2 protein-coding genes and 1 pseudogene are annotated in these 2809 nt (G+C 37.6%); 2 read left to right on the top strand and 1 reads right to left on the bottom strand.

Going from position 1 to position 2809, the window contains the following annotated elements:
- A pseudogene (locus EV203_RS13190) lies at positions 1 to 164 on the bottom strand (iron-containing alcohol dehydrogenase); the annotation flags it as partial.
- 420 nt (positions 165 to 584) lie between these two features.
- On the opposite strand from EV203_RS13190, the gene EV203_RS13185 reads away from it, so the two are divergent.
- Both EV203_RS13185 and EV203_RS13180 read left to right on the top strand, forming a co-directional pair.
- The gene (locus EV203_RS13185; RefSeq protein WP_003868131.1) at positions 585 to 1643 is read left to right on the top strand and encodes an NADP-dependent isopropanol dehydrogenase; all 1059 of its coding nucleotides are present in this window, start codon (positions 585 to 587) and stop codon (positions 1641 to 1643) included.
- A 199-nt stretch (positions 1644 to 1842) separates the two neighbouring features.
- On the top strand, positions 1843 to 2721 hold the full coding sequence (locus tag EV203_RS13180) for a sulfide/dihydroorotate dehydrogenase-like FAD/NAD-binding protein (RefSeq protein ID WP_132040906.1): 879 nt from the start codon (positions 1843 to 1845) through the stop codon (positions 2719 to 2721).
- Positions 2722 to 2809 lie beyond the last annotated feature (88 nt).

The following is a 2809-nucleotide window of genomic DNA, read 5'->3' as shown; positions in this document are numbered from 1 at the left end:
TTGTATGAATTCTTTCCGGTTACAAAAATGACATTATCGATACCCTTATGTTTTAGAACTTCTAGAATGTCTTCTATCTTCTTTATACTACCTATTCCAAAATAAGTTGTATTCTTGCACTGAAGTTCAAAAATCTTGGTGGGATTTATTTTAGTTTCCCACATTTTAATTACCTCCTTGTAAAATTTATATCAATACTAATTATAGCATTTTGTTAAAAAATAATCAATATTAAATTTTTGATTTATTTTTTAGAGTTAAGGGAAAATTTCAATTGAAATTTGGAGTATTTTTCACTTGACAAATACATACTGCAAATTGTAGTATGATGTTTTCTAGATTTTGAACAATAGACAACCCCTTTCTGTGATTTTGTTTTTTGCAAATTCTATTTTATCACAAGAGTTTTCTTTAGTCCTTTGTTTACTTAAAAAATCCTACGATAATTTTAAACTATGTTCGAATAAATGATTGACAAATTTTTAAACATGTGTTATTATATAATTGCAAAAAATTTAACAATAAACGGGTAAGGTAGTATTCACATTAATGACTTACCCAGTATTTTAGGAGGTGTTTTAATAATGAAAGGTTTTGCAATGCTCAGTATCGGTAAAGTCGGTTGGATTGAGAAAGAAAAGCCTACTCCAGGCCCATTTGACGCTATCGTAAGACCTCTAGCTGTGGCCCCTTGCACTTCGGACATTCATACCGTTTTTGAAGGTGCCATTGGCGAAAGACATAACATGATACTCGGTCACGAAGCTGTAGGTGAAGTAGTTGAAGTAGGTAGTGAGGTAAAAGATTTTAAACCTGGTGATCGCGTTGTTGTACCAGCTATTACCCCTGATTGGCGGACCTCTGAAGTACAAAGAGGATATCACCAGCACTCCGGTGGAATGCTGGCAGGCTGGAAATTTTCGAATATAAAAGATGGTGTTTTTGGTGAATTCTTTCATGTGAACGATGCTGATATGAATTTAGCACATCTGCCTAAAGAAATTCCATTGGAAGCTGCAGTTATGATTCCCGATATGATGACCACTGGCTTCCATGGAGCCGAACTGGCAGAAATAGAATTAGGTGCATCGGTGGCGGTTTTGGGTATTGGCCCAGTAGGTCTTATGGCGGTCGCTGGTGCCAAATTGCGGGGTGCTGGAAGGATTATTGTAGTAGGCAGTAGACCAGTTTGTGTAGATGCTGCAAAATACTATGGAGCTACTGATATTGTAAACTATAAAAATGGTCCTATCGACAGTCAGATTATGGATTTAACTGAAGGCAAAGGTGTCGATGCTGCCATCATCGCTGGAGGAAATGCTGACATTATGGCTACAGCAGTTAAGATTGTTAAACCTGGCGGCACCATCGCTAATGTAAATTATTTTGGCGAAGGAGATGTTCTGCCTGTTCCTCGTCTTGAATGGGGTTGCGGCATGGCTCATAAAACTATAAAAGGCGGATTATGCCCTGGTGGACGTCTAAGAATGGAAAGACTGATTAACCTTGTTTTTTATAAGCGTGTCGATCCTTCCAAACTCGTTACTCATGTTTTCCAAGGATTTGACAATATTGAAAAAGCTCTAATGTTGATGAAAGATAAACCAAAAGACCTAATCAAACCTGTTGTAATATTAACATAAAAATGGGGACTTAAACCCCCATTTTTATGTTAATAAGGCTAAATACACTGGTTTTTTTATATGACACATCGGCCAGTAAACTCTTGGTAAAAAAATAACAAAAAATAGTTATTTTCTTAACATTTTTACACCATTAACACTTGATAACATCATCGAAGTAAATAAACAACTATTAAATAAAAGAAGAAGGAGGATTATCATGTTCAAAATTTTAGAAAAAAGAGAATTGGCACCTTCCATCAAGTTGTTTGTAATAGAGGCACCACTAGTAGCCAAAAAAGCAAGGCCAGGCCAATTCGTTATGCTAAGGATAAAAGAAGGAGGAGAAAGAATTCCTCTTACCATTGCAGATTACAGTTCAGAAAATGGCACTGTCACAATAGTATTCCAAGAAGTAGGTAAAACCACCCGGGTGTTAGGAACTCTAGAAGCTGGAGACTATATCCAGGACTTTGTTGGGCCTTTAGGTGTGCCGGTGGAGTTTCCTAATCACAAGAAAGTTTTAGGAATAGGAGGAGGCCTTGGTATTGCTCCACTTTATCCTAAACTCAAAATGCTTCATCAGCAGGGGGTAGAAGTAGTTTCTATTATAGGTGCTAGGACAGCTGAATTGCTAATCTTGGAAGAAGAGATAAAAACTGTTAGCGACAGGATGTATATCTGTACCGACGATGGCTCAAAAGGCCGCCATGGGTTTGTCACAGTAGTACTTAAAGAGCTTTTAGAACAAGGCGAAAAATTTGATGAGATTATTATCATAGGTCCCCCGATTTTGATGAAAATAGGAAGCGAAATTACCAAGCCTTATGGCATACCCACTATGGTGAGCCTTAATCCCATAATGGTAGACGGCACAGGCATGTGCGGTGGGTGTCGTGTCACCGTAGACGGAGAAATCAAATTTGCTTGCGTTGATGGTCCGGCTTTCGACGGCCATAAAGTAGATTTCGATGAACTAATAAAAAGATTGGCCACTTATAAGGAGGAAGAAAAAATTTCCCTCGAAAGATTTAATGAAGCTCATGAATGCAAATTAATCAACAAAATAGAAGGAGCTGATAAAGATGCCGTTAAATAGAAGCAAAAAGAAAACACCCATGCCTACCCAAAAGCCTGAAGTCCGCAGGCGTAATTTTAACGAAGTAGCTTTGGGCTATTCGGAAGAA

It is taken from the genome of Caldanaerobacter subterraneus, from assembly GCF_004345675.1.
Classification (GTDB): domain Bacteria; phylum Bacillota; class Thermoanaerobacteria; order Thermoanaerobacterales; family Thermoanaerobacteraceae; genus Thermoanaerobacter; species Thermoanaerobacter subterraneus.
The sequence above is the reverse complement of the archived record's forward strand: the minus strand, read 5'-3'. Positions and strand labels throughout refer to the sequence as shown.

Bases quoted from the DNA above. Each gene is read 5' to 3' on its own strand.
- EV203_RS13180 (WP_132040906.1), top strand. From the start codon at position 1,843: ATGTTCAAAATTTTAGAAAAAAGAGAATTGGCACCTTCCATCAAGTTG.
- EV203_RS13185 (WP_003868131.1), top strand. From the start codon at position 585: ATGAAAGGTTTTGCAATGCTCAGTATCGGTAAAGTCGGTTGGATTGAG.